Raw genomic sequence first — 26477 nt, forward strand, 5'->3', positions numbered from 1 at the left:
CCGGCCAAGCGCGGGAAAGCCTCGCCGCCGGTCAGGCCGGATGGGCTGGCGCAGGCAGCGCCGGCAACCCGTCGAGCAGCGCCTCAAGCTCGATCGGGCGGGAGAACAGGAAGCCCTGCGCGAAGCGGATGCCGCAATTGCGGATGCGCTCAAGCTGCCGCTCGGTCTCGATGCCTTCCGCGATGATGAGCACCCCGAGGTCGCGCAGCAGCGGCACCATGGCCTCCAGCATGTGCGGCTCGGTCCACGCCTCCTCGCGCAGGAAGGAGCGGTCGATCTTGACGAAATCAACCTCGATCATGCCGAGCAAAGCGAGATTGGAGAAGCCGACGCCGAAATCATCGACGGCGATCTGCGCGCCGCGACGGCGCAGGTCGCGCAGCACCTCGCCGAGGGCCGGCGCGTCATAGTCGAGCGCCTGGCGCTCGGTCAGCTCGAACACCACCTGGCAGAGCGCCAGAGGCCGCGTGCCGAAGGCTTCGTCCGCCATCTGCACGAGGCGCGTGTCGCTGAACTGGACGGGCGGAACGTTCACGGCGAGCGAGAAATCGGGCACCTTCTGCGACATATGGGAGAGATCGCGCGCCGCCTGCAGCAGCACCCACCGCGTGGTGTCGTGGATGAGGGGGCTGGTCTCGATCCAGGGAATGAAGGCGTTCGGCATCAGCACGCCATGGCGGGCATGCCGCCAGCGCAATAGCGCTTCAGCCCCCACCCAGTTTCGCGATGCCACATCCACCAAAGGCAGGTAGGCGAGGAAGAAGTCCCCACGCCGCAGCGCATTGCGCACCTGTCCTTCCACCGAAAGGCGCCGCCGCACCAGAGACATGGGGCCAAACCACAAAGCGAGCCCCAATCCGGAGATCAGGCTGAGCTGCACCGGCACCGTGGCCAGCCACTGGTGGACGAGGCTGGATTCCGGCACGCTGATGACAACCACCACCGGCCACTTGTGCGATGCCGCGGTGAGTTGCACCGGCGCGGTGAACATGGACCAGACGCCAGCGTCGGCCCCATCGCCCGTGTCCTCCTGCGACATCGGCCCGGTCCGCCCCAGCTGGACGGGCATCAAGCGATGGCGGACGCCCTCTTCCGCGCCCGGCGGCACGACGGCTTCGAGGAGGCAGGCGCCGTTGAGATCGAGCAGCACCCTTCGGCCGTCCCCCAGATCCAGCGGTATCTGCACCGGATCGCGATCGGCTATTCCCGCGCACAAGTCATCCAGGGAAACCGACGGCCGCAACGTACAGGCGTCCTGCCGTCCCTGGAATTCGACATTCAAGAGGGGAGCGGTGCCCAGTTGCTGCCTCAGGCCCCGCTCACCTTCGGGGCTGCACAGGTCGTTGGAGCGGCCGGCGACATCACGCACCAGTCCGGAAAGGCGGTCGAGATTGCGGTCGGTCCATTGGGCGAGGTTTAGAGCCTGCGTGTGGTAGCGCTGGACGACACCCGATCTCATCCTCTGGAAATCGAGCATGAGATAGACGGCGGCGACGAGGATGACGGTCCCGACGAAGACGATGGGCACCATCATCTCGAGATGTTTCGGCCAGAGGCGCCGACGCCACGACAGCACTTCGCCCATCCCCGCTTCCCGCCCCCGGTCGAGGCCGGTTCGTGCCCGAGGCCACGTTACAACTTATCCGGGATGTACCAGAACACCTAAATTTACGCCATTCCTTTCCGGGCGGAAAGGTCGGCCAGCTTCTTCAGCACGGTGAGCGTGCCCTTCAGGCGATGCTCGGCGTTCGGCCAGTCGCGCAGGAAGACGACCTTGAAGTCCGGCCGTACCTTGGCCTGCGAGCCCTCATTGGCGATCAGCTTCACGAGGCCCGAGGGGTCGGAGAACTCGTTGTTGCGGAAGGTGAGCACCACGCCCTTGGGGCCGGCATCCACCTTCTCCACATTGGCCTTGCGCGCGAGGGCCTTGATCTGTGTGAGCTTCAGGAGCTGGCCCACCTCTTCGGGCGTCGGGCCGAAGCGGTCCACCAGCTCGGCGCCGAAGGCGTCGATCTCGGCGTCGTCCTGGATGTCGGCGAGGCGGCGATAGAGGGCGAGGCGGACGTGCAGGTCGGCCACATAGTCCTCGGGGATCAGCACCGGCATGCCGATGGTGATGTTGGGCGACCACTTGTCGTCCACATAGTCGGTGATGCCGGCCTTGATGTGGGCGATCGCCTCCTGGAGCATCTCCTGGTACAGCTCGTAGCCCACTTCCTTGATGTGGCCAGACTGCTCGTCGCCCAGCAGGTTGCCTGCGCCGCGGATGTCGAGGTCGTGGCTCGCCAGCTGGAAGCCGGCGCCCAGAGTCTCCAGCGATTGCAGCACTTTCAGCCGGCGCTCCGCCTGCACCGTCACGGGCTTCGTGGCCGGCACGGTGAAGATGGCATAGGCGCGCGCCTTGGCCCGGCCCACGCGGCCGCGCAACTGGTAGAGCTGGGCGAGGCCGAACATGTCCGCCCGGTGCACGATCAGCGTGTTGGCGTTGGGCACGTCGAGGCCCGATTCCACGATGGTGGTGGAGAGCAGCACGTCGTACTGCCCATCGTAGAAGGCGGTCATGATGTCTTCGAGCGCGCCGGCGGCGAGCTGGCCGTGGGCCACCGCCACCTTCACCTCGGGCACGGAAGCGGCGAGGAATTCGCGCACCTCGCCAAGGTCCTCGATGCGCGGCACCACATAGAAGCTCTGGCCGCCGCGATAGCGCTCGCGCAACAGCGCCTCGCGCACCACCAGCGGATCGAACGGCGTGATGAAGGTGCGCACCGCGAGGCGGTCCACCGGGGGCGTCGCGATGATGGAGAGTTCCCGCACGCCGGTCATGGCCAGTTGCAGGGTGCGCGGGATGGGGGTGGCGGTGAGGGTCAGCACATGCACCTCGGCACGCAGCTGCTTCAGCCGCTCCTTGTGGGAGACGCCGAAGTGCTGCTCCTCGTCCACGATGACGAGGCCGAGGTCCTTGAAGCTGATGGCCTTGCCCAGCAGCGCGTGGGTGCCGACGACGATGTCCACCGTGCCGTCGGAAATCCCCTTCTTCACGGCGGTCAGGTCCTTGCCCGTCACCATGCGCGAGGCCTGCGCCACGTTCACGGGCAGGCCGTGGAAGCGGTCGGAGAAGGTCTTGAAATGCTGGCGGGCGAGGAGCGTGGTGGGCACCACCACCGCCACCTGCTTGCCGGAGAGCGCCACCGCGAAGGCGGCGCGCAGGGCCACCTCGGTCTTGCCGAAGCCCACGTCGCCGCAGATCAGGCGGTCCATGGGGTGGCCGGAGGCGAGGTCATCCAGCACCGAGTCGATGGCGGCTTCCTGGTCGTCCGTCTCCTCATAGGGGAAGCGGGCGCGGAACTCGTCATAGAGGCCCATGGCCGGCACCAGCTTGGGCGCCTCGCCGAGCTGGCGCTGGGCGGCGATCTTGATGAGTTCGGACGCCATCTCGCGGATGCGCTTCTTCATCCGCGCCTTGCGCTGCTGCCAGGCGCCGCCGCCCAGCTTGTCGAGCTGCGCTTCCGTATCCTCCGAGCCATAGCGGCTCAGGAGTTCGAGATTCTCCACCGGCAGGAACAGCTTGTCGCCGCCCGCATAGTGCAGCTCCAGGCAGTCGTGGGGGGCACCCATGGCCTCCACGGTCTTCAGGCCAATAAAGCGGCCGATGCCGTGGTCCACATGCACCACGAGGTCGCCGGCTGTGAGCGCGGTCAGCTCCGTGAGCACGTCCTGCGGGCGGCGCGCCTTGCGCTTGGGGCGCACGAGGCGGTCGCCGAGGATGTCCTGCTCGCCGATGACGGCGAAATCCGGCGTCTCAAAGCCCGCTTCCACGCCGAACACGGCGAGCGCCGCCTGGTTCCTCGGCAAGGCCGCGAGGCTGTCGAAGCGGGAAATCGCAGCGCAGCCCTTCAGGCCATGGTCGGCGAGCACGGTGCCGAGCCGCTCGCGCGAGCCTTCCGACCAGCCGGCGAGGATGACCTTCTTGGAATTCTGTAGGTCCCGGACATGGGCGATGGCGGCATCGAAGACGTTGGCGTCCTGGTCCGCGCGCTCGGCCGCGAAGGAGCGGCCCTGCACGCCGCCGAGATCGATGGCCTTCCCTGCCCCGCTTTCCGGCACGGCGAAGGGCGACAGCCGTGCGAGGCGCATGCCGGCGAGGCACTTCGACCATTCCGGGCCCTGAAGATAGAGCCGGTCCGGCGGCAGCGGATTGTAGATCGGTCCGCCGTGCTGCTCCTGCGCCTGCCGGCGGGCGTCGTAATAATCGGCGATCTGGGCGATGCGCTCGCCGCCCGCTTCCTCGGCCAGCGGATCGAGCAGCAGGGTGCCGCCTTCGAGATAGTCGAACAGCGTGCCCATGCGCTCGTGGAAGAGCGGCAACCAATGCTCCATGCCCGCGTGGCGGCGGCCCTCGCTCACGGCCTCATAGAGCGTGTCGCCCTTCTGGGCGGCGCCGAACTGGGCGATGTAGGCCATGCGGAAGCGGCGCATGGTGTCGGTGGTCAGCTGGAACTCGGCCATGGGCACCAGTTCCAGCGCGCGCAGCTGCGAGGTGGTGCGCTGGGTCTCGGGATCGAAGGCGCGGATGCTCTCCAGCGTGTCGCCGAAGAAATCGAGGCGGATGGGTGCATCGAGGCCGGGCGGGAACAGGTCGATGAGGCCGCCGCGCACGGCATATTCGCCGGTGTCGCGCACGGTGGGGGTGCGCAGGAAGCCGTTCTGCTCGGCCCATTCGGTCACGCCATCCAGAGCAATGGCATTGCCCGGCGCCGCCACCAGGGACTGCGACGCCACCAGCCCCTTGGCCGGCACGCGTTGCACCGTGGCGTTGACGGTGGTGATGAGCACGCTCGCCGCCCCGCCCTTGATGCGGGCGAGCTTCGCCAGCGCCGCCATGCGCCGCGCCACGATGGAGGCGTTCGGCGAGGCCCGGTCGTAGGGCAGGCAGTCCCACGAGGGGAAGGAGATGACCTCCAACTCGGGGGCGAAGAAGGCGAGGCCGCGTTCAAGCGCCGCCATGCGCTGGCCGTCGCGGCAGACCACCGTCAGGCTCGGCCAGGGGGCGTTCTTGCCCGCCGCGATGGAGCGCGCGAGGTCCGCGACCACCATGCCCTCCATGCCGTCGGCGACGCGCGAGAGGGTCAGCGGCCGGCCTTCGGCCAGCACGTCGGCGATGGGCAGGGGACGCTTCAAGACACGAACTCCGGAAGGACGCGGGCGGGGAGATCAGCCCGGCAGGCCGCGGCCCGAGAAATGGAAGGCGCAGATCTTGCGGAACAGCTCGGTGTCGAATTCCGGCGGGATCGCTTCGGTGCCGCTGACCCAGGAGAAGACCTTCTGGTCCTCGGGCTCCAGCAACTCCTCGAAATCGGCGAGTTCCGCGTCCGAGAGCGCGGCGATCTCTGCATCGGCGAAGCCGCCGAGGATGAGGTCCATCTCGCGCATCCCGCGATGGCGCGCCCGGAACAGGATGCGGCGGCGCCGCTCGTCGAGGCCGTCGCTGGACCTGATGATGCCGGACATGAACGGACCTCCAAAGCAAGGCGACGGCCGGGCCCAGAGGCCCGTCCGACACCGGCATATAGGGGCTTGCCCCCCGCTTTGGCCAGTGGGGATGGGGAATGGCAGCTGGTCGCGGCAGGATTTGCCGGCGCCGTCAGGCGCCCTCTCCCGCGACGGGAGAGGGGCAGAACCGCCCACGGGGCGACAGCGGCCGAACTCCCTCTCCCCTTGCGGGAGAGGGCTGGGGTGAGGGGTGAAGGATGCCGGACGGGGCGGGATTGCCGGGCCACCGCCAGTGGGCCGACGGGAAAACTCTTCCTCACCGTCGCGCGCATTGGCGGCGATAGCCCCTTACCCGTCTCGCGGCTGCGCCGCGATCCACGCTCTCCCGCGGAGGGGAGAGGGGAAATCAGCCCACCGCCCGGGCGATGGCGAGGAAATCCGCGGCCTTGAGGCTGGCGCCGCCCACCAGCGCGCCGTCCACGTTGGCGGTGGCGAGCAGGGTCGCGGCGTTGTCCGGCTTCACCGAGCCGCCATAGAGGATGCGGATGCCATTCGCCTCGGCACCGAAGCGCTCGCCGAGAATGTGGCGGATGGCGCCATGCACCTCCGCGACGTCAGCGGTGGTGGGGGTGCGGCCGGTACCGATGGCCCAGATAGGCTCGTACGCGACAACGAGGTTCCCCGCCGTCGCGCCCTCCGGCACCGACTGGCGCACCTGCCGCGTCACCACGGCGGCCGCCTCTCCCGCATCGCGCTCCACCAGCGTCTCGCCCACGCAGACGACCGGCAGCAGGCCGGCCCGCCACGCCGCCTTCACCTTGGCCTTGACGATGGCATCGCCCTCCTGGTGGTCGATGCGCCGCTCGGAATGACCGAGAATCACCGCCACCGCGCCGGCGTCGCGCAGCATCTCGGCGGAGATGTCGCCGGTATGGGCGCCGCTCTCGGCCGGGTGGCAGTCCTGCCCGCCGATCATCAGCTGGGTGCCCGCGACGTCGGCGGCGAAGGCGCCGATGAGGGTAAAGGGCGGGCAGATCATGGTTTCCGCCGAAAGACCGGCCAGGCCGGCCGCCACGGTCCGCAACTCGGACTTGGCCGCCCGCAGGCCGTTCATCTTCCAGTTGCCTGCGATCAGGGGGCGGCGCTCGGCCGTCATGGCGGTTCCTCCGGGTTTGCAACAGCAGCAAGGCTCTCGTAGGGCCCCACCTACCAGAGCCGCGCGCCCGCTGGAAAGGGGTGCGACCATGCGCCGTTGCGAGGCCCCCTGCCCCTCCCTATGATGCGCCGCTTCCGCGCCGGGGCCCCCGGCGCTCTTCGAACGAATGAACGATGGTCCTTCAGACACTCCGCAAGGGCGCCTCCGGCTGGATCGCCAAGATTTTCCTCGTCGTGCTCACCCTCAGCTTCGTGGTCTGGGGCATCGCCGACGTGTTCCGTGGCATGGGCGCCTCAGCTGTCGCGAGCGTCGGCGGCACCGAGATTTCGGCGCAGGTCTTCCGCCAGCAGTATCTCGACCAGCTCCAGCGCATCAGCCGGCAGGCCGGCCGCGCCATCACGCCCGAGCAGGCGCGCGCCTTCGGGCTGGACCGGCAGGTGCTGAACCAGATGATCGCCGACGCGACGCTGGATGCGGAGGCCGCCCGCCTCTCCCTCGCGATCTCAGATGCGCAGATCGCGCGCGAGATCGCGGACAACCCCAATTTCCGCGCTCCCGGCGCCAAGGCGTTCGACCCCGGATATTTCCAGCAGATCCTGCGCGCCAACGGCCTGACGGAGCAGCGCTTCGTCGCCAGCGAGAAGCAGCGGCAGGTGCGTGACCAGCTCCTGCAGTCGCTCGGCGCCGGCGTCTCCGTGCCGCAGGTGCTGCTCGAGGCGGTGAACCGCTTCGAGGGCGAGACCCGCACCGCCTCCTATATCCGGGTGACCCCGGCCGCCGCCGGCACCCTGCCCGCGCCGACCGAGGACGCGCTGCGCGCCTATTTCGATGCGCACAAGCTGGCCTTCCGCGCCCCCGAATACCGCAAGATCAGCGTGCTCGCGCTGACACCTGCCGCCCTCTCCGCCGGAATCACCGTGACCGACGAGGACGCCAAGGCCGAGTACGACCGCACCATCGCCCGCTTCGGCAAGCCGGAGACCCGCGAGGTGCAGCAGATCGTCTTCACCAGCGCCGCCGATGCCGCGGCCGCGGAGGAGAAGATCAAGGCCGGCGCGACCTTCGCCGACATCGCCGCCGCGCGCGGCCTGACCGCCAAGGACACGGACCTCGGCCTCGTCGCCAAGTCCGCCATCCTCGATCCGAAGATCGCCGAGGCCGCCTTCTCGCTGGCCGACGGCGCAGTCAGCGGCCCGGTGGAAGGGCGCTTCGGCACGGCGCTGGTGCATGTCACCAAGATCGTGCCCGGCGCCTTCCAGCCGTTCGATCTGGTGAAGCCGCAGATCGTCGCCGAGCTGCAGCTGGACAAGGCCAAGCGCATCATCCTCGACATGCACGACAAGGTGGAGGACGAGCGCGCCTCCGGCGCCACCCTCCAGGAAACCGCGCAGAAGCTGGGCCTCAAGCTCGCCAGCTTCGACGTGGACCGCTCGGGCCGCGATGCGGCCGGTGCCACCGTCGAGGTCCCCGGCGGGGCCGACGTGATCTCCGGCGCCTTCGCCGCCCAGCCGGGCGTCGAGACCGACACGGTGCAGCTGCCCCAGGGCGGCGGCTTCGTGTGGTACGAGACCGCCGCCATCACCCCCGCCCGCGACCGCACCTTCGAGGAGGCCAAGGCCGCCGTGACCGCCCGCTACACAGAAGCGGAGACCGAGAAGGCGGTGGAAGCCAAGGCCAAGGAGCTGATGGACAAGGCGAAGGCCGGCACGCCCCTCGCCCAGGTCTCCGCCGAGGCCGACATTCCGCTCCAGATCGCCGAGGGCCTGCACCGCGGCCGCGCCGAAGGCCCGTTCAGCGCCGAGAGCGTCACATCCGTGTTCGACGTGAAGGAAGGCGGCTTCGGCATCGCCCTCGGCACGCCCGAGCCGGACCGCATCATGTTCCAGGTGACCAAGGTGGAGATTCCCCAGCAGATGCCGCCGGACACCAGCCGCGTCACGCAGGAGCTGTCGCGCCAGCTGGAGAACGACGTGCTGGTGCAATATCTCGCGGCCATCCAGAAGGAGCTGGGCGTGAAGATCAACGAGCGCCTGTTCGCCCAGGCGGTCGGCAGCAGCCCGGCAAACTGAAGGCCGGGCCCGTGAACGCTCCCACCGACTTCGACCTCTTCGCCTCGCGCTATCTGCGGGGCGAGGCACAGGTGGTCTCGACCACCCTCGTCGCCGATCTGGAAACGCCGGTCTCGGCCTTCCTGAAGCTGGCCGGCGACCAGCCCAACGCCTTCCTGCTCGAATCCGTCGAGGGTGGGCAGGCGCGCGGGCGCTATTCCATGATCGGGATGAAGCCCGATCTCATCTTCCGCGCCTCCGGCGATGTCGCAGAGATCAACCGGACGCCGGACGCCGACAAGAGCGCCTTCGTGCGCTGCGCCGAGCCGCCGCTGACCGCGCTCCGCGCCCTTTTGGCCGAATCCGCCATCGAGCTGCCGGAGGGCGCCCCGCCCATGGCGGCCGGCGTTTTCGGCTATCTCGGCTACGACATGGTCCGGCAGATGGAAAAGCTCGGGCCGGCCAAGCCCGATCCCATCGGCGTGCCCGAGGCGCTGCTCATCCGCCCCACCGTGATGGTGGTGTTCGATGCGGTGAAGGACGAGCTGACCGCCGTCACCCCCGTGCGGGCGAAGGAGGGCGTCTCGCCCCGCGCCGCGTGGGAAGCGGCGATCATCCGGCTCGACCAGGTGGTGGCGGACCTCGACCGCGCCATCGCCCACCCCGCGCCCGAGCCGTTCCACGGCGAGGTCTCGCAGGTCTCCAACACCGGCGCGGAGGAATTCTGCGCCATGGTGGAGAAGGCGAAGGACTACATCCGCGCCGGCGACATCTTCCAGGTGGTGCTGTCCCAGCGCTTCGAGAGCCCGTTCACTTTGCCGCCCTTCGCCCTCTACCGGGCGTTGCGGCGGGTGAACCCGGCGCCGTTCCTGGTCTATCTCAACTTCGACGGCTTCTCGGTGGTGTGCTCCTCGCCGGAGATCCTGGTGCGGGTGCGGGACGGGAAGGTGACGATCCGCCCCATCGCCGGCACCCGCAAGCGCGGCGCCACCCATGCCGAGGACGAGGTGCTGGCGGCCGAACTGCTCGCCGATCCCAAGGAGCGCGCCGAGCATTTGATGCTGCTCGACCTCGGCCGCAACGACGCCGGCCGAGTCTCGCGCGTGGGCACGGTGAAGGTGACGGACAGCTTCTTCATCGAGCGCTACAGTCAGGTGATGCACATCGTCTCCAACGTGGAAGGCGCCATAGACCGGCGCTTCGACGCGGTTGACGCACTGGCCGCTGGCTTTCCCGCCGGCACGGTCTCCGGCGCGCCCAAGGTGCGGGCCATGGAGATCATCGACGAGCTGGAGAAGGACAAGCGCGGCATCTATGCCGGCGCCATCGGCTATTTCGGCGCCAATGGCGAGATGGACACCTGCATCGTGCTGCGCACGGCGGTGGTGAAGGACGGGCGCATGTTCGTCCAGGCCGGCGCCGGCATCGTCTACGACTCGGTGCCCGAGAGCGAGCACCAGGAGTGCGTGAACAAGGCCAAGGCCCTGTTCCGCGCCGGCGAGGAAGCCGTCCGCTTCGCCGCCCGCGCCGGGAAGGGGCAGTGAGGGGATGGAGATGGGGATGACACGTCGCGAGCGATGGTGAAGCGGGAGCAGCCCTGACTCCCTCTCCCCTTGCGGGAGAGGGCCGGGGTGAGGGGTTCGCGCCGCTTGCACGAGGGCCGGGACGGCTGAGCCGCCCGCTCACCCCCGACCCCTCTCCCGCAAAGGGAGAGCGGAGCTATGCGAGTTACCTGCCCATCACCATTGACCGCCCGTCATCCATCGCCTTAACACCCGCCATTCCCGCTTAAGCGGCGCGGGGCCGGAGTTCCAGATGTCCGCCACCCAGTCCCCGAAGGTCACGCTGATCGATAATTACGACAGCTTCACCTACAACCTCGTCCATTATCTCGGTGAGCTTGGCGCCACCGTCACCGTCCACCGCAACGACACCGTGAGCGTGGAGGACGTGCTGGCCGAGAAGCCGGACGCCATCGTGCTGTCCCCCGGCCCCTGCACCCCCAACGAGGCGGGCATCTGCCTCGATCTCATCGCCAAGGCGGGGGACACCGTGCCGATCTTCGGCGTGTGCCTCGGGCACCAGTCCATCGGGCAGGTGTTCGGCGGCGACGTGGTGCGCGCGCCCTCCCCCATGCACGGCAAGATGAGCGAGATCCTGCACGAGGGCAAAAGCGTCTTCCGCGGGCTCAACCATTCCTTCCAGGCGACGCGCTATCATTCGCTGATCGTCGAGCGGGACACCCTGCCCGATGACCTGGAAGTGACGGCCCACACCGCCGACGGCCTCATCATGGGCCTTGCCCACAAGAGCCTGCCCATCCACGGCGTGCAGTTCCATCCCGAGAGCATCGCCTCGGAGAACGGGCACGCGCTGATCCGCAACTTCCTCGAGATCGCCGCCGCCTTCAACGCGCAGAAGGCCAAGGACTGAGGACGGGGGCCGAGGACACACCATGGACCAGTTCAAACCCCTGCTCGGCAAGGTGGCCACCGGCGCAAGCCTCAGCCGCGAGGAAGCCGCCTTCGTGTTCGACCGCATGATGTCCGGCGAGGCGACGCCCTCCCAGATGGGCGCGCTGCTCATGGGCCTGCGCGTGCGCGGTGAGACGGTGGAGGAGATCGCCGGCGCGGTCTCCGTCATGCGCTCCAAGATGCTCACCGTGGAAGCCCCGGACGAGGCGGTGGACGTGGTGGGCACGGGAGGCGACGCCTCCGGCTCCTACAACATCTCCACCTGCGCCAGCTTCATCGTGGCCGGCGCGGGCGTGCCGGTGGCGAAGCACGGCAACCGGGCGCTCTCCTCGAAATCCGGCGCGGCGGACGTGCTCTCCGCGCTGGGCGTGCGGCTGGATCTCGATCCGGCCGGCATCTCCCGCTGCATCGGCGAGGCCGGCATCGGCTTCATGTTCGCCCCCTCTCACCATCCGGCCATGAAGCATGTGGGCCCGACGCGGGTGGAAATGGGCACGCGCACCATCTTCAACCTGCTCGGCCCGCTCTCCAATCCGGCCGGCGTGAAGCGGCAGATGGTGGGCGTGTTCGCGAAATCCTGGATCGTGCCTCTGGCCGAGGTGCTGAAGGCGCTCGGCTCGGAGAAGGCGTTCGTGGTCCACGGCTCGGACGGGCTCGACGAGATCACCATCTCCGGCGGCACCGACATCGCCGTGCTGGAAGACGGCAGGATCCACACCTTCACCCTCAATCCGGAGGATGTGGGCCTCGCCCGCGCCCCGGCCGAGGCGCTGAAGGGGGGCGATGCCGTCCACAATGCCGCCGCCCTGCGCGCCGTGCTGGACGGCGCCCCCGGCGCCTATCGCGACGTGGCGGTGCTGAACGCCGCCGCGGCCCTCGTGGTGGCCGGACGGGCGAAGGACCTCTCGGCCGGTGTCGGCATGGCGCAGACCAGCCTCGACACGGGCTCCGCCCGCGCGCGGCTCGAACGCCTCGTCACCCTCTCCGCCTCACTCGCCCCGGAGGCCGCGCAATGAGCGACATTCTCACTAAGATCGAGGCCTACAAGCGCGAGGAAATCGCCGCCGCCAAGAAGGCCCGGCCGCTCAACGAGATCGAGGCCGCCGCCCGCTGCGCGCCCCGCGTGCGCCCTTTCGCCGGGGCCATCGAGCACAGCCTGTCGGAAGGCCGCACCGCGCTGATCGCCGAGATCAAGAAGGCCAGCCCCTCCAAGGGCCTGATCCGCGCGGACTTCGACCCGCCGTCGCTTGCCCGCGCCTACCAGCGCGGCGGCGCCACCTGCCTCTCGGTGCTCACGGACACGCCCTCCTTCCAGGGCGCGCCGGATTATCTGAAGGCCGCCCGCACGGCGGTGAGCCTGCCCGTGCTGCGCAAGGACTTCATGTACGACACCTATCAGGTGGCGGAGGCCCGCGCCTGGGGGGCGGACTGCATCCTCATCATCATGGCCGGGGTGGACGACGCCCTCGCCCGCGACCTCGCAGACGCTGCCGCCGCCTACGGCATGGACGCCATCGTGGAAGTGCACGATGACGCCGAGCTGGATCGCGCCCTCGCGCTGCCCTGCCGGCTCATCGGCATCAACAACCGCAATTTGCGCACCTTCGAGACCACGCTGGAGACCTCCGAGCGCCTCGCGCCCCGCGTGCCGAAGGACCGCATCGCCATCGGCGAGAGCGGTATCTTCACCCCGCAGGACGTGGCCCGGCTGGCGCAGGTCGGCATCGGCACCATCCTCGTGGGCGAGAGCCTGATGCGGCAGGAGGATGTCGCTTCCGCCACGTGCCAGCTCCTCGCCACATAGGCTTGCCGTATACGTGAAGTTACGCCTTAATACGTGAGGCGGCCCGACAAGAGGCCGCAGCACCGGCTCCTGCATCGCCGGTGCCTCACGGGAGGAAAAGCTTCATGAGGACCACGCTCACCGCGGCGCTTGCCGCCGCCTGCCTTCTTGCCACCTCGACCCTGGTGACCCCCGCTTTCGCCGCCGACCCGACCGGCCTGTGGCTGACCCCCACCCGCAGCGGGCAGGTGGAAATCTCCAAGTGCGGCAATGGCCTGTGCGGCCGCCTCGTCTCCTCGGAAGGGCTGAAGGCCGATCCGGCGCTGAAGGACGTGAACAATTCCAACGCCGGCCTACGCGGCCGGGCGCTGAAGGGTCTCACCATCCTCACCGGCTTCTCCGGCGGGCCGCAGGAATGGACCGGCGGCAGCATCTACAATGCCGAGGACGGCAAGACCTATTCCGGCACCATCACCATGGATGGCGACAACACGCTGAAGCTGCGCGGCTGCGTGGTGGTTCCGCTCTGCAAGACGCAGGTGTGGACCCGCCTGCGCTGAGCGCCATCGACGCCGGCAACACAGCCTTTCCGACGCCATGTCTCTGCCGCGGTGGACAGGCGCCGCCGCGGACGCCATCTTCCCGACCGCACATCGATTCCGGGAAGACCGCGACGGCCATGGCCAGCCTCACCCATCTCGACGAACAGGGCGCCGCCCGCATGGTGGACGTATCCGACAAGGACGCGACCACCCGCGAGGCGATGGCCGAGGGCCGGGTGGCGATGGCGCGGGAGACGCTGGATCTCATCCTCTCCGGCAACGCCAAGAAGGGCGACGTGCTGGGCGTGGCGCGCATCGCCGGCATCATGGCCGCCAAGCGTACCCATGAGCTGATCCCCCTCTGCCATCCGCTGATGCTGACCAAGGTGGAGGTGGAGGTTTCCCCCGACCCCGCTCTACCCGGCCTTCATGTCACCGCCCGCGCCAAGGTGACGGGCCAGACCGGCGTGGAGATGGAGGCGCTCACCGCCGTCTCCGTCGCCTGCCTCACCATCTACGACATGGCGAAGGCCGCCGATCGCGGCATGCGGATCGAGGGCATCCGGCTCTTGGAGAAATCCGGAGGCCGCAGCGGCCATTTCCGCGCCGACGCCGGCGCGGCCTGAGCCGGCCCGCCACCATGACCAGACCTGCGATCAGGCAGAGTGAGGGAGCCGCGCCATGGCGCTCATGACCGTCGAAGAGGCCACCTCGCTCATCACCTCCGGCGTCACCGCGCTCGGCGTCGAGGAGGTGCCGGTGCAGGCCGCCGCCGGCCGCGTGCTGGCGCGCGATCTGGCGGCCCGCCGCACCCAGCCGCCGGCCGACATGTCGGCCATGGACGGCTACGCCGTGCGCGGTGCCGACATCGCCGAGACTCCCGCCCACCTGACGGTCATCGGCGAATCCGCCGCCGGCCGGCCTTATCCGGGCACGGTGGGCACCGGGCAGGCCGTGCGCATCTTCACCGGCGCGGTAGTGCCGGAGGGCGCCGACACGGTGGTGATCCAGGAGAACGTCACCCGCGAGGGCGACACCATCACCACCACGGCGCCGACCGCGGCCCTGCGCAACGTGCGCAAACGCGGCTGCGATTTTTCTGAAAGCACGCCGGGCCTCATTGCCGGCCGCCGACTGACCGGCCGCGACATCATGCTCGCCGCCGCCATGGACCATGCGACGGTGCCGGTCGCGCGTCGCCCGCGCGTCGCTTTGCTGCAGACCGGCGACGAACTGGTGCTGCCGGGCCAGGGCACCGGCAACGACAGCGAGATCGTCGTCTCCAACGCCTTCGGCCTCGCGGAACTCGCCCGCCGCGCCGGTGCCGATGTGACCGACCTCGGCCTCATCAAGGACGACCTTGCCGCCATCCGCGCCGTGGTGGCGCGGGCGCTTTCGGGCGAGTTCGATCTCGTCGTCTCCTCCGGTGGCGCCTCCGTGGGCGATCATGATCTGATGGCCCCGGCGCTGAAGGCGGAGGGGGTCGATCTCTCGGTCCACAAGATCGCGCTCAGGCCCGGCAAGCCGCTCATGTTCGGCCATCGTGGCGATGTGCGGGTGCTGGGGCTGCCGGGCAATCCTGTGTCGTCCCACGTCTGCGGGATGATCTACCTCGTCCCCCTGATCCGCGCGCTTCAGGGTGATTCCCGGCCCGGCCCCGTGCCCGTGCCGGCGCGCCTCGCGGCGGACCTGCCGCCCAATGACGTGCGGCGGGACTTCATGCGCGCCACCCTCGATCGCCGGGCGGATGGCTCGATCCACGCCATCCCCTGCGCCTCGCAGGACAGCGCCATGCTGAGCATTCTCTCCGCCGCCGATTGCCTGCTGGTGCGGCCTCCCTTCGCCCCGGCGGGCCGCGTCGGAGACCCCTGCGAGATTATTCCCTTCGAGGATTGAGCGCTTAACGGAGCCTTCACCACTTGCGGAACACAAAAGGAACAGATAAAGACTGTTCATGATTTGTTTCGCGGCGCACCGGGCTGGATGCGCCTTGAATCGGGACCGGCAGAGCGCCTGTTCCGCGGCGGTGCGTGCAAGGAACGGGGCCAGGGAATGCTCACTCGGAAGCAATATGACCTTCTGCGCTTCATCCATGAGCGGCTCAAGGAAACCGGCGTTCCCCCGTCCTTCGACGAGATGAAAGAGGCGCTGGACCTGCGCTCCAAGTCCGGCATCCATCGTCTCATCACCGCCTTGGAAGAGCGCGGCTTTATCCGCCGCCTGCCCAATCGCGCCCGTGCGCTGGAAGTGGTGCGCCTGCCCGACAGCGTGGCGCCGGGCCTCGCCTCCGCCCGGTCCGCAGGGCGCGGCTTCTCGCCCTCGGTCATCGAGGGCAGCCTCGGCAAGGTCCGCCCCGTGGCGGAGGACGACGAGGCGGGTCAGGTGGTCTCGGTGCCGGTCATGGGCCGCATCGCCGCCGGCACGCCCATCTCCGCCATCCAGAGCCGCAGCCACACGCTGAACATCCCGCCCGAGATGCTGGGCTCCGGCGAGCACTTCGCCCTTGAAGTCCGCGGCGACAGCATGATCGAGGCCGGCATCCTCGACGGCGATACGGTGCTGATCCGCAAATGCGATTCCGCAGACACCGGCGACATCATCGTGGCGCTGGTGGACGACGAGGAAGCCACCCTCAAGCGCCTGCGCAAGAAGGGCGCCTCCATCGCGCTCGAGGCCGCCAACCCGGCCTACGAGACCCGCATTTTCGGTCCTGACCGCGTGCGCATCCAGGGCCGCCTCATCGGCCTCATGCGCCGGTACTGATCCTCAGATTTCTCCTGCGGGAGATCCGGAACGGGGTGAGGGGCGCGGCGGTCCACGCTCAACGGGCGCCTGCGCTTTTTTGAAGGCGTTGCCCCTCACCCCGACGTTTGCCGGCGCTGCCGGTTTGGGATGGTCACGGGGCCGTGGCATCGGCCTGCGGGTCGTCCGCATCGACCGCGCCCCGCTCCGGCGCGAGGTCCGGCGGCAGCGGTGCCATCCATGGCCGGGAGACTGAAGGGCTGCGGCTTCGCTCGGCCACGAGGGCGCCGTCACGCAGGGTGAAAGCGAGCGTTCCCGTCCGCGCGAGTTTTTCCGGCGTCAGCACCTCGGCGGGGCAGGCACGGGGCGGGGCATCGCGGGTGACGACCATGCGGGCGTTCAGGCAATCCGCCTCCAATCCCTCCGCGCGCCGGGACACGGCGATGGTGCCGCCGCCGGGCAGCGGCGCGGTGCAGCCGAGCGGGTCGCAGGTGAAGGCGGCGGCGAGGTCCTTCGCCCCGGCCGTGCGGCGGTCACCCTCCCGTGTCAGCCATTGCTCCACCACCAGCTTCTGGCCGGAGGCGCCGAGCACGGAGAGCCGTCCATCCGGCATCCGCACCGCCACCGTCTGCGCATCCGGCGCGATGAGGAGGTCCGGTTTCAGCGGCGCTCCGGCCACCAATGTGGCGAGCGAGAGCGGCACCAGCGCCGCGAGGGTGAGCACGCCGCGCAGCAGGCAGAGGGCCAGCAGCGCGAGGGAGAGCCACAGCAGCGTTCCAGCACCGATGAAGGCGGCGCGGATGTCGGCGCCCGGCAGCGTGCCCACCCAGTCGGACACCGCCGTCATGATCTCGATGCCCCGCCCCATCACCGGCCAGGCGAGATGATCCCAGCCGAACGGCATCAGCAGCACGCCCGCGAGCCCCGCCGGCATCACCAGGAAGGAGACCGCCGGCATGGCGGCGAGGTTGGCGAGAAGCCCGTAGGGCGCGACGCGCTGGAAGTGAAAGATGCCGTAAGGCGCCGTCGCGAGGCCCGCCACCAGCGAGGTGAGCGCCGTGCCCGCCACCAGCACTGCCACCCATGAGACCACCGCCCCGGCGATCCCATCCGGCCGGGGGATCGCCCGCAGGGGCTGGAGCCGCTCATAGGCGGCGACGAGGGCGAGGGTGGCGGCGAACGACATCTGCGTGCCCGGATCCAGCGCCGCCTCCGGCGTCAGCGACAGCACCACCACGGCCGCCACGCCCACCGACCGTAGCGACAAGGACGGCCGCCCGACCAGAACGCCGGCCAGCACCAGCCCCGTCATAACGAAGGAGCGCTGGGCCGGCACGTCATTGCCCGACAGCACCAGATAGAAGGCGCTGCCGGCCAGCGCGATGAGCGCCGCCATGGACTTGATGGGCCACGACAGGGCAAGCCCCGGCACCAGCGCCAGCAGCCCGCGCGCCAGCGCGAACAGGGTGCCGGCCACCAGCGCCATGTGCAGGCCGGAGATGGAGAGGATGTGCGAGAGGCCGGAGACGCGCATGCTCTCCTCCACCGCATGGGGAATGCCGGAGCGGTCGCCCGCCACCAACGCCACCGCCACCTCCGCCGGCACGCCGGAAAGCGAGGCGCGGATGCGGTCGGAAAGGCTCTGGCGCACCCCGTCCAGCGCCATGGCGAGGCGCACGGATAGAGGCGGGTCGCGCGGCGCCGCCGCCTTGGGCCGGCCGAGCCCGTAGCCGATGGCGCCGATGCCCTGGAACCAGGGCGCGCGGCCGAAATCATGGGCGCCCGGCATGGCGGGGCCGGAGGGCGGCAGCAATTGCGCCAGCTGCGTCACATGGCTGCCCACCGGCGGCGCCCATCCCTTGCGGAGCGAGAGCCGCACCAGCGCCGGCGCGTTGGCCAGCCCGCGCACGGCATCCCCATCGAGCCGCAGCAGGATGCGGTCGCCGGTGGTCCGCCGCTCGACCCGCTCGATGAAGCCGGAGAGGCGCACCGGGGTTTTGGGCGGCACCACCATCTCGTGCGCGATGAAAGCGGTGCGCACCCCGCCGGCCGCGAATCCGGCTGCCGTGGCGAGGAGCACCGCGGCGATGCCGAACATCATGGGCCGCGCCCGCGCGGCCAAGGCCGCCGCCGCGAATGCAGCCACCAGCACGAGGCTGGCGACGAGCGACGGCTCGGTGGACGCGCCGAAATAGAGAAGGATGCCGGCGGTGAAGGCGGCCGGCAGCCACAGAATCAAGCGCCCGGAGGCCGCCTCGGCTGCCACATCATGGGCGAGGCGGGCCTTCAGCGCATCGGCGAGGCGTTGAAGACCGCGCGTGGAAAGCACCGGGAGCGCGCCCGCAGCTCCCCGCCCCCCTGCCCGCGCCCTGCTCGAGGCCCGCTCGTCCATCCCCGCCCGCCAAGGGGCCGGTGCGGGCCGCGCCCGCCCCGTGTTCCTTGTGCCCCGCCTCTATGCTACACGGGCGCCTCCCGCGCGCCATGTGGTTCGGTTTGCGTTCCGCAGGGCCTTCGCATGCGCGCGTCCTCCCGTCCAAGCGGACCCAAGCCCGCCGAGCCCCGCCCGATGTCGCAGATCGTCACCCGCTTCGCCCCCTCGCCCACCGGCTTCCTGCATATCGGCGGGGCGCGCACGGCGCTGTTCAACTGGCTCTATGCCCGCCACACGGGCGGCAAGATGCTGCTGCGCATCGAGGATACGGACCGCCAGCGCTCCACCAAGGAGGCCATCGACGCCATCCTCGAAGGCCTCTCCTGGCTAGGCATCGATTGGGATGGCGATCCCATCTACCAGTTCGCCCGCGCGGAGCGGCATCAGGCCGCGGTGGCGGAGATGCTTGCGGCGGGCAACGCCTATCGCTGCTATGCCACGCCCCAGGAGCTGGACGAGATGCGCGAGCTGGCCCGCAAGGAGGGCCGCCCGCCGCGCTATGACGGCCGCTGGCGCGACCGCGACCCCTCCGAGGCGCCGGCCGACCGCGCGCCCGTCATCCGCCTGCGCGCGCCGCAGGAGGGCGAGACGGTGATCGACGACATGGTGCAGGGCACCGTGACCTTCCCCAACAAGGATCTCGACGACCTCGTCCTGCTGCGCTCGGACGGCACGCCCACCTACATGCTGGCCGTGGTGGTGGACGACCACGACATGGGCGTCACCCACATCATCCGCGGCGACGACCACCTGACCAATGCGGCGCGCCAGACGCAGATCTACCGTGCGCTCGGCTGGGACGTGCCGCGCATGGCACACATCCCGCTCATCCACGGGCCGGACGGGGCGAAGCTCTCCAAGCGCCACGGCGCGCTGGGTGTCGATGCCTATCGCGACATGGGCTATCTGCCGGCGGCGCTGCGCAACTATCTCGTGCGCCTCGGCTGGAGCCATGGCGACCAGGAGGTGTTCTCCACCGACGAGATGGTCGCGTTCTTCGACCTCGACAAGGTCGGCCGCTCGGCCGCGCGCTTCGATTTCGCGAAGCTCGAAAGCCTCAACGGCCACTACATGCGCGCCTCCAGCGATGCGGACCTGCTCGCCGCCATCGACGCGCTCGTGCCCTATCTGCCGGACGCCGACCACCGCCTGCCGCGCATGACCGACACCCGCCGCGCCCAGCTCGCCGCCGCCATGCCGGGGCTGAAGGAGCGGGCGAAGACGCTGGTCGAGCTGCTCGACAATGCCGAGTTCATCTTCGTCGAGCGGCCGATCCCGCTGGACGAGAAGGCCAAGACCCTCCTGTCGGCCGAGGGCCGCGCCCATCTCGGCCGCCTCGTGCCGCTGCTCGAAGCCGTGGAGTGGACCGCCGCCGCCACCGAGGAGGTGGTGCGCCGCTATGCCGAGGCGCAAAGCGTAAAGCTCGGCGCCGTAGCCCAGCCGCTGCGCGCCGCGCTCACCGGCAAGTCCACCTCCCCGCCGGTGTTCGACGTGCTGATCGTGCTTGGCCGCGAGGAGAGCCTCGGCCGGCTGAAGGACCAGATGAAGGAGCCGGCGGCTTGAAGGCGGCCGCCGTCACCGTCGCACTGGATCTGAAGGGGCTGAAATGCCCCCTGCCCGCTCTGCGCACCCGCAAGGCGCTGGCGCAGGCAACGGCGGGCACGCGGCTCGTCGTCACCTGCACGGACCCCATGGCGGTGATCGACATTCCCCACCTCGCGCACGAGACGGGCGCGGTGCTGGAGACGCAGGAGGTCGAGGCCGGCCTCCTGACGTTCGTGCTGGTGAAGGCGTAGCGTTGCTTCGCTCAAATGCCGCGCGGGCTTATGGCTTAACGCTGAGACGCCGCGCGGAGGGCTTTGCTACGCTCAGGCGCCGCGCGGGCTTTTAGGCCTCACGCCGTCAGAGGCAGCGCCCGCTCCACCAGCCGCACCCAGTAGGACGCGCCATAGGGAATGGCGGCATCGTCGAAGTCGTATTGCGGATGGTGCAGGCCGGCGGACGGGCCATTGCCGATGAAGATGTAGGCGCCGGGCTTCTCTTCCAGCATGTAGGCGAAATCCTCGGCCGCCATGAGGGGCGGCGCGGCGGCGTCCACCTCCGAGGCGCCGGCCACCTCGCTCGCCACCTCGGCGGCGAAGGCCACCTGATCGGCGTGGTTGCTGGTGACGGGATAGCCTTCCTTGAAGCTCACCGTGGCGGTGGCGCCATAAGCGGCGGCGACGCCCTCCGCCACCTGCCGGATGCGCTCGCGCAGTTGCGCGCGAACGCCCTGATCCAGCGTGCGGGCAGTGCCGACGAGAGTGGCCGAGGGCGGCAGCACATTGTCTGCCTCGCCCGCATGGAACATGGCGATGGAGACCACCGCCGCCTCCAGCGGATCCACATTGCGCGAGACGATCTGCTGCAGGGCCATGACGATCGCGGCGCCGGTGAGCACCACGTCCACGCCCTGGTTGGGCCGCGCGGCATGGGCGCCACGCCCGTCCACCACGATCTCGATATGGTCGGCCGAGGCCATGATGCCGCCCGGCCGCATGGCGAAGCGGCCAACCTCCAGCCCCGGCAGATTGTGCATGCCGTAGACCTCGCGGACAGGGAAACGGGCGAACAGCCCGTCGTCGATCATGGCCTTGGCGCCGGCCCCGCCCTCTTCCGCCGGCTGGAAGATGAGCACGGCGGTGCCGGAGAAGGCGCGGGTCTCGGCGAGGTGGCGCGCGGCGCCGAGCAGCATGGCCGTGTGCCCGTCATGGCCGCAGGCGTGCATCGTGCCGGGCGTCTGCGAGGCATAGGCGGCGCCGGTCTTCTCCAGGATGGGCAGCGCATCCATGTCGGCGCGCAGGCCGATGAGCGGGCCATCCCCCTTGCCGCGCACGATTCCCACCACGCCGGTGCGGCCGATGCCGGTGATGACCTCGTCGCAGCCGAACGCGCGCAGCTTCTCCGCCACCGCGGCGCTGGTGCGGTCGAGGTCGTACATGAGCTCGGGATGGCGATGGAAATCCTGACGCCAGGCCGCGATCTCGTCGGCGCGGGCAGCGATGTGGTTGTTGACCGGCATGGCAATTCCAGAAGCAATTGAGTGACCATGGTGCGGAACCCATCCTGCCCGGTCAATGCCCGCGCCCGCGCTGCCCCCTGCCGAAATGCCGGGACATCACGCCCGCCCGGCCTTGACCCCGCCGCCTTCGCACCCTAACCAACGCGTCAAGTGAGCCCGTAGCTCAGCCGGTAGAGCACGTGACTTTTAATCATGGGGTCTCGGGTTCGAATCCCGACGGGCTCACCACCTCAGGAATTCGATCTTCAGCTGCGACATATGACGGAACACTCGGCTCGGCTATGGAGCCAAGCCGGTGCCCAATTGGGAGGTTGGTGCCCATAGGGGCCAAGCCGATTCCTGACGAAACAGCTGCTGTTCGACCTCGATCCCGCAAAGGGTCACGAAACCTCAATCTTTATAAGGGCGTTTTTAATTCACTAGGGACACAGCGCTGTCTCGCGCTAAGAATGCACATTGACCGGAGTAGGGACATGACGACGGAACTGCGCCACCTAATCGAGGCTGCAAAGCGAGTGCAGACCACGCCGGAGCAGCAGGAAAATCAGCGCCGAAGCTTTGCTTACGGCAACACCTCTTTCGAGAATGAACGCATCACTCGAGAGATGGTTGATGAACAAGCCGAAAAACTCGCGCGACAGGATCGCAAATGACCTCGGAGCTCGGTGAACAAAGGCACAGCCGAGCTGCTGATGCGGAGTTGATCACCGATCCTATCCTAAAAGCTGAAGCGGAGGCCCAAAACGGCCTCCGCCAATATGACCTCGGCTTGCAGATAATCCACGAAGCCATTGACCGCGGCCCAGCGTACAAACTGCGTTTGTCAAAGATCCTTGCGCTTCAACGCGAAGCTTTGAATGGAATCAGCAGCTATGCGGGAAATTTTCGCCCAGCAAGTGTAGCGATCGAAGGCAGCAAACATGAGCCGCCTGGCGCGCACCTTGTACCAGAACTGGTCGAAGGTCTCTGCGACTACATCAACGAAAATTGGGACAAAACTGCACTCCACTTGGCCGCCTATGCCATGTGGCGACTTAATTGGATTCACCCTTTTTCCGATGGCAACGGGCGAACATCCCGAATCCTTTCTTATATAATTCTCTGCGCGCGAGTCGGGGCAGTATTACCCGGCGTACCCACCATTCCCGACCAAATCGTGGACAATAGAAAGCCATACTTTGACGCCCTCGATGCCGCCGACGACGCATGGGCTGAGGGACGTTTAGATATTTCTAAAATGGAATCACTACTGGAATCATTACTTGCGAGACAACTAACCTCTGCATTCGCTCAAGCCGGGGGGCGCGTCGATCCTACAGCCGGCCAGCCAGAACCCTCCTCCGGTACGAACTGAGTTCACTACGTTCAAAGAGCTTTGTGAGCAACGCAAATGCGGGCACCCAAATTTCAGGGCCACTGAACATGGCCGGATGACATTTTTCATTGTCACTGAAATCCCTCCTGCTATGCTTGCGCCATGAAGCTCGCGGAATGGCTCTCGACGACCGGAACGAAGCGCAGCGCATTCGCGCGGCAGGTGGGCATGTCCCCGGCCAGCGTGACGGCCCTGTGCAATGACGAGCGCGCCTGGATCTCCCGCGAGACGGCCGAAAAGATTGCCGAGGCGACCGGGCAGCAGGTGACGCCCAACGATTTCCTCGGCCTTTCCACGCCCCTCACCCGAGGTTTGCCCGTGACCGATACCACCCAGGCCCGCGTCCAGTCCGCCATCGAAGCCATCGCGCGGGGAGAGATCATCGTCGTCACCGACGACGACGACCGCGAGAACGAAGGCGACCTCATCCTCGCCGCCTCGCTGGCGACCCCGGAGAAGATGGCCTTCGTCATCCGCAACACATCCGGCATCGTCTGCACGCCTTTGCCCCCGTCCGAGGCGAAGCGGCTGCGGCTCGATCCCATGGTGTCGAACAACGACGCGCCCATGGGCACGGCCTTCACCGTCTCCATCGACGTGCGCCACGGTACCACCACCGGCATCTCGGCGGAAGAGCGCACCAACACCGTGCGCGCCCTTGCCAACCCCAATATGGGCGCCGGCGATTTCGTGCGGCCGGGCCATGTCTTCCCGCTGATCGCCCGCGAGGGCGGCGTGCTGATCCGCTCCGGCCATACGGAAGCGGCGGTGGACCTGTGCCGCCTCGCCGGCCTGCCGCCCATCGGCGTCATCGCCGAGCTGGTGAATGATGACGGCACGGTGCAGCGCGGCCCGCAGGTGACCGCCTTCGCCGAGAAGCACAACCTCACCCGCATCTCGGTGGCGGAGATCATCGCCTATCGCCAGGCGCGCGAGAAGCTGGTGACGCGGGCGGCGGAATTCCCGGTGCCCACCATCGTCGGCGAGCTGCAGGGCTATTCCTACGTGACGCCCTTCGATCCGGTGAACCACCTCGCTTTGGTCAAGGGCCGCATCGGCGACGGCGAGAAGGTGCTGGTGCGCCTGCACCGGGCCGATGCCATCGCCGACGCCTTCAGCGGCGGCAAGGTGCTGCAGAAGAGCCTAGAGCGCATCGAGGCCGAGGGCCGCGGCGTGCTGGTCTATCTGCGCGACGGCACCAGCGGCGTGCCGGCCGTGGCCATGGGCCAGAATTCCGAGAAGAGCACCAGCGAACTGGAGCGCGACCGGCACTGGCGGGAAGTGGGGCTGGGCGCGCAGATTCTGCGTGATCTCGGCATCCAGTCGATCCGCCTCCTGTCCTCCAAGACCCGAACCTATGTGGGCCTCGCGGGCTTCGGCATCGAGATCCTCGGTACCGAGACGCTCGATTGAGCCATCACGGCCGCGGCCGAGCCGCCGCGGCCAACCCATTGTGAAACTTAAAAGACACTGGCGATGCGCGCGCCGCGCACGCCATTGCAACGGTTCCGCCGCAAAACGTGACAGGCCTTAAGGCGGCAAAGCTCTTCTCCCCGCGGGGGAACGGTGTCAGCATTTCACGGACGTGAAGCCGCACCGTTTCTTCCACGGGAGGAAGCTGTCCATGTCCTCGCGCCGCCGCCTTTGTCGCCGCCTGTGTTCTCGTGCTTCCGGCCTTTTGGCCGCGTCTCTCCTTGCCCTCGGCCTTCTTCCCCATGCCCCCGCCGAAGCCGGCGGCGCCGGAAAGCTGCCGGTGGACGTGGAACTGCTGCTGGCCGTGGACGTCTCCTATTCCATGGACGCCGACGAGCTTGCCCTTCAACGCGAAGGCTACGCTGCCGCCCTCACCTCCCCCGAATTCCTCAATGCGCTGCGACTCGGCCCGAACGGTCGGATCGCGGTGGAATATGTGGAGTGGGCCGGCGAGAACGAGCAGAAGATCGTGGTGGAGTGGCGCATCATCGATGGCCCGGACAGCGCGAAGGCGTTTTCCGATGCGGTGCGGGCGGCGCCCATCCGGCGCATCTACCGCACCTCCATCTCCGGCGCCCTGCTGTTCGCCGCCGACCAGTTCGACCTGAACGGCTTCCGCGGCCTGCGCAAGGTCGTCGATGTCTCCGGCGACGGCGTGAACAATCAGGGCCCGCCCGTAGCCATGGCGCGGGATGCGGTGGTGCGCAGGGGCATCACGGTGAACGGGCTGCCGCTGCTGATGAAGCGCTCCGCCTCTTCCGCGCTCGATATCCCGGAACTCGATGTCTATTACGAGGATTGCGTCATCGGCGGGCCCGGCGCCTTCGTCATCCCGGTGGAGAATATGGAGGAGTTCGCCCGCGCCATCCGCACCAAGCTGGTGCTGGAAGTGGCCGGCGTGGTGCCCAAGCCCGGGCCGAGCCTCATCCAGCACGCCTCCGCCGAGCAGCCGCGCATCTCCTGCACCATCGGCGAGAAGATCTGGATGGACCACTGGGCCAATTGAGGCGCCCCGCCGCGCGTGAAGACCGGCTCAGGCGAGCGAGAGACCGGGCGCGTGCAACCCCGCTTGCGAGAGGGTGAAGATCTCCGCCCCCGTCTCGGTGACGCCGATCGTATGCTCGTATTGGGCAGAGAGACTTCTGTCCCGGGTGACGGCCGTCCATCCGTCCTTGAGCACCTTCACATCCGGCCGCCCGAGATTGATCATCGGCTCGATGGTGAAGATCATGCCGGGCTTCAGCTGCGGACCTTCGCCCTTGCGGCCGTAGTGCATCACGTTGGGCGCATCGTGGAACACCGTCCCGATGCCGTGGCCGCAGAAGTCGCGCACCACCGAGCAGCGCTCGGCTTCCGCATATTGCTGAATCGCGGCCCCGATGTCGCCGAGGTGCGCGCCGGGCCTCACCGCCTCGATGCCAAGCATCAGGCAGCGATACGTCACCTCGCAAAGCCGCTCGGCTGCCCTCTTGATCTGGCCAACCGGGTACATGCGAGAGCTGTCACCGTAATAGCCATCGAGGATCATGGTGACATCGACGTTGACGACGTCTCCCTCGCGCAACGGCTTGTCGTCGGGAATGCCGTGACAGACCACATGGTTGATCGAGGTGCAGATGTTCTTGGGGTAGCCACGGTAATTGAGCTGGGCCGGCAATGCGCCGGCCTTCAGCGTGTAGTCCATCACGAACCTGTCGAGTTCGTTGGTCGTGATGCCGGGCTTCACCAGATCGGCCACGGCGTCCAGGCATCCCGAAGCAATCCGGCCGGCGCGGCGCATGCCTTCGAAATCGTCTTTGCCATAGAGGCGGATGGCACCCTCGGTGGGGCTTGCGGGCACTTCGGAGGCGGCAGGATCAGTCATCGGGGAACATAAGTCTTGTGTTTGATGGGGCGCCTGCC

General features: G+C 68.4%; 22 protein-coding genes and 1 tRNA gene. 16 read left to right on the forward strand and 7 right to left on the reverse strand.

The annotated features are described in order from the left end of the window. Positions 1-31: 31 nt before the first annotated feature. The 4 genes from D7006_RS12565 to tpiA all read right to left on the reverse strand — a co-directional run bounded on the left by D7006_RS12565 (position 32) and on the right by tpiA (position 6646). Entirely contained in the window at positions 32-1585 is a 1554-nt protein-coding gene (locus D7006_RS12565; RefSeq protein WP_237356825.1) for an EAL domain-containing protein, read from the reverse strand. An 83-nt stretch (positions 1586-1668) separates the two neighbouring features. After that, positions 1669-5178 (reverse strand): transcription-repair coupling factor, encoded by a 3510-nt coding sequence (gene mfd, locus D7006_RS12570; RefSeq protein ID WP_237356826.1) that lies wholly within the window; start codon positions 5176-5178, stop codon positions 1669-1671. A 33-nt stretch (positions 5179-5211) separates the two neighbouring features. After that, positions 5212-5508, reverse strand: coding sequence for a succinate dehydrogenase assembly factor 2 (locus tag D7006_RS12575; protein ID WP_169120194.1), 297 nt, complete (start codon positions 5506-5508; stop codon positions 5212-5214). Positions 5509-5896: 388 nt separating this feature from the next. Continuing rightward, positions 5897-6646, reverse strand: coding sequence for a triose-phosphate isomerase (tpiA, locus tag D7006_RS12580; protein ID WP_229644393.1), 750 nt, complete (start codon positions 6644-6646; stop codon positions 5897-5899). A gap of 173 nt (positions 6647-6819) precedes the next feature. Here tpiA and D7006_RS12585 point away from each other — a divergent pair, with 173 nt between their 5' ends. The 9 genes from D7006_RS12585 to lexA all read left to right on the forward strand — a co-directional run bounded on the left by D7006_RS12585 (position 6820) and on the right by lexA (position 16256). Next, on the forward strand, positions 6820-8715 hold the full coding sequence (locus D7006_RS12585) for a peptidylprolyl isomerase (RefSeq protein ID WP_237353215.1): 1896 nt from the start codon (positions 6820-6822) through the stop codon (positions 8713-8715). Positions 8716-8726: 11 nt separating this feature from the next. Further along, a complete protein-coding gene (trpE, locus tag D7006_RS12590; protein ID WP_237353216.1) occupies positions 8727-10238 on the forward strand; it encodes an anthranilate synthase component I in 1512 nt (503 codons plus the stop codon). A gap of 271 nt (positions 10239-10509) precedes the next feature. Further along, positions 10510-11127: an aminodeoxychorismate/anthranilate synthase component II gene (locus tag D7006_RS12595; RefSeq protein WP_237353217.1), complete on the forward strand. Its 618-nt coding sequence runs from the start codon at positions 10510-10512 to the stop codon at positions 11125-11127. A gap of 22 nt (positions 11128-11149) precedes the next feature. Further along, a complete protein-coding gene (trpD, locus tag D7006_RS12600; protein ID WP_237353219.1) occupies positions 11150-12184 on the forward strand; it encodes an anthranilate phosphoribosyltransferase in 1035 nt (344 codons plus the stop codon). Then, on the forward strand, positions 12181-12972 hold the full coding sequence (gene trpC, locus D7006_RS12605) for an indole-3-glycerol phosphate synthase TrpC (RefSeq protein WP_229644388.1): 792 nt from the start codon (positions 12181-12183) through the stop codon (positions 12970-12972). The genes trpD and trpC overlap by 4 nt, the downstream gene beginning before the upstream one ends. A 104-nt stretch (positions 12973-13076) precedes the next feature. After that, complete coding sequence (locus tag D7006_RS12610; protein ID WP_237353220.1) at positions 13077-13511, forward strand: DUF2147 domain-containing protein; 435 nt, start codon at positions 13077-13079, stop codon at positions 13509-13511. A gap of 119 nt (positions 13512-13630) precedes the next feature. Further along, positions 13631-14119 carry a cyclic pyranopterin monophosphate synthase MoaC gene (gene moaC / locus D7006_RS12615; protein WP_237353221.1) on the forward strand — a complete coding sequence of 163 codons (489 nt, stop codon included), beginning with the start codon at positions 13631-13633 and terminating at the stop codon, positions 14117-14119. Between the two features lie 55 nt (positions 14120-14174). Then, on the forward strand, positions 14175-15389 hold the full coding sequence (gene glp / locus D7006_RS12620) for a gephyrin-like molybdotransferase Glp (RefSeq protein ID WP_237353223.1): 1215 nt from the start codon (positions 14175-14177) through the stop codon (positions 15387-15389). A gap of 156 nt (positions 15390-15545) precedes the next feature. Beyond that, positions 15546-16256, forward strand: coding sequence for a transcriptional repressor LexA (gene lexA / locus D7006_RS12625; protein ID WP_169120173.1), 711 nt, complete (start codon positions 15546-15548; stop codon positions 16254-16256). 133 nt (positions 16257-16389) lie between these two features. Here the strand turns inward: lexA and D7006_RS12630 are convergent, their stop codons facing one another. After that, positions 16390-18564, reverse strand: coding sequence for a ComEC/Rec2 family competence protein (locus D7006_RS12630; RefSeq protein ID WP_237353224.1), 2175 nt, complete (start codon positions 18562-18564; stop codon positions 16390-16392). 237 nt (positions 18565-18801) lie between these two features. Here D7006_RS12630 and gltX point away from each other — a divergent pair, with 237 nt between their 5' ends. Then, entirely contained in the window at positions 18802-20229 is a 1428-nt protein-coding gene (gltX, locus tag D7006_RS12635) for a glutamate--tRNA ligase (protein WP_237353225.1), read from the forward strand. After that, complete coding sequence (locus D7006_RS12640; protein ID WP_237353226.1) at positions 20226-20462, forward strand: sulfurtransferase TusA family protein; 237 nt, start codon at positions 20226-20228, stop codon at positions 20460-20462. The genes gltX and D7006_RS12640 overlap by 4 nt, the downstream gene beginning before the upstream one ends. Before the next feature lie 98 nt (positions 20463-20560). Here D7006_RS12640 and D7006_RS12645 read toward each other — a convergent pair whose 3' ends face one another. Further along, positions 20561-21727 carry a M20 aminoacylase family protein gene (locus tag D7006_RS12645; RefSeq protein ID WP_237353228.1) on the reverse strand — a complete coding sequence of 389 codons (1167 nt, stop codon included), beginning with the start codon at positions 21725-21727 and terminating at the stop codon, positions 20561-20563. Positions 21728-21879: 152 nt separating this feature from the next. On the opposite strand from D7006_RS12645, the gene D7006_RS12650 reads away from it, so the two are divergent. The 5 genes from D7006_RS12650 to D7006_RS12670 all read left to right on the forward strand — a co-directional run bounded on the left by D7006_RS12650 (position 21880) and on the right by D7006_RS12670 (position 25581). Next, positions 21880-21955: transfer RNA gene (locus D7006_RS12650), tRNA-Lys, on the forward strand. A 245-nt stretch (positions 21956-22200) separates the two neighbouring features. Then, entirely contained in the window at positions 22201-22380 is a 180-nt protein-coding gene (locus D7006_RS12655) for a hypothetical protein (RefSeq protein ID WP_237353230.1), read from the forward strand. Further along, positions 22377-23081, forward strand: a complete 705-nt coding sequence (locus D7006_RS12660) for a Fic family protein (protein WP_237353231.1) — start codon at positions 22377-22379, stop codon at positions 23079-23081. Before D7006_RS12655 ends, D7006_RS12660 begins: the two co-directional genes overlap by 4 nt. Before the next feature lie 123 nt (positions 23082-23204). Further along, positions 23205-24515 (forward strand): 3,4-dihydroxy-2-butanone-4-phosphate synthase, encoded by a 1311-nt coding sequence (gene ribB, locus D7006_RS12665; protein ID WP_229644558.1) that lies wholly within the window; start codon positions 23205-23207, stop codon positions 24513-24515. Between the two features lie 211 nt (positions 24516-24726). After that, positions 24727-25581, forward strand: coding sequence for a DUF1194 domain-containing protein (locus D7006_RS12670; protein ID WP_371744942.1), 855 nt, complete (start codon positions 24727-24729; stop codon positions 25579-25581). 27 nt (positions 25582-25608) lie between these two features. On the opposite strand, the gene map is transcribed toward D7006_RS12670, so the two are convergent. Then, positions 25609-26439 carry a type I methionyl aminopeptidase gene (gene map, locus D7006_RS12675; protein WP_237353234.1) on the reverse strand — a complete coding sequence of 277 codons (831 nt, stop codon included), beginning with the start codon at positions 26437-26439 and terminating at the stop codon, positions 25609-25611. Positions 26440-26477 lie beyond the last annotated feature (38 nt).

It is taken from the genome of Xanthobacter sp. YC-JY1 (assembly GCF_021730305.1).
Lineage (GTDB): Bacteria > Pseudomonadota > Alphaproteobacteria > Rhizobiales > Xanthobacteraceae > Xanthobacter > Xanthobacter flavus.